This is a genomic window from Gordonia sp. i37 (genome assembly GCF_002043085.1).
In the GTDB taxonomy this organism is placed as follows: domain Bacteria; phylum Actinomycetota; class Actinomycetes; order Mycobacteriales; family Mycobacteriaceae; genus Gordonia; species Gordonia polyisoprenivorans.
This window is the reverse complement of the sequence record NZ_MVPX01000628.1, coordinates 1-463: the sequence shown is the minus strand read 5'-3', so window position 1 is coordinate 463 and position 463 is coordinate 1. Positions and strand designations below refer to the sequence as shown.

The window sequence follows — 463 nt, the reverse complement described above, 5'->3', positions numbered from 1 at the left end:
CGGTTAGTTGGTTCCAGCGGTTGCTGGGACCGGGTTCCCACGGTAGCTGGTGGCTGTGTGGGTCGCCCAGTAGGCGGCCTCGTACTCGACGGGCGGGACGTGTCCGATCTCGCCGTGCAGGCGTCGGTGGTTGAACCATTCGATGTATTCGGCGACCGCGATTTCGACCTCGCCGACACCGCCCCAACCACCACGCGGGCGCATCACTGGGTTACGAATGCACTCGGCTTTGAACAGCGAGTTGAACGCCTCGGCCATCGCATTATCGTACGAATCACCTTTGGAGCCAACAGAAGTCACCGCATCCGCCTCGGCGAGACGTTCGGTGTAACGAATGGCTCGATACTGCACTCCGCGGTCGGAGTGGTGGATCAGCCCGGCCACACCCTGGCCGGCCCGCGAGCGCGCCCACAACCCCATGTCCAGGGCATCGAGCGCGAGGCCGGTATGCATGGTCGTGGAC

The 463-nt window shown here is 64.1% G+C and carries 1 protein-coding gene; it reads right to left on the bottom strand.

Annotation, left to right across the window (positions count from 1 at the left end):
- Positions 1-3 precede the first annotated feature (3 nt).
- Positions 4-463: integrase core domain-containing protein (locus B1964_RS29025; protein WP_139765956.1), on the bottom strand; the 460-nt coding region annotated here is incomplete at its 5' end.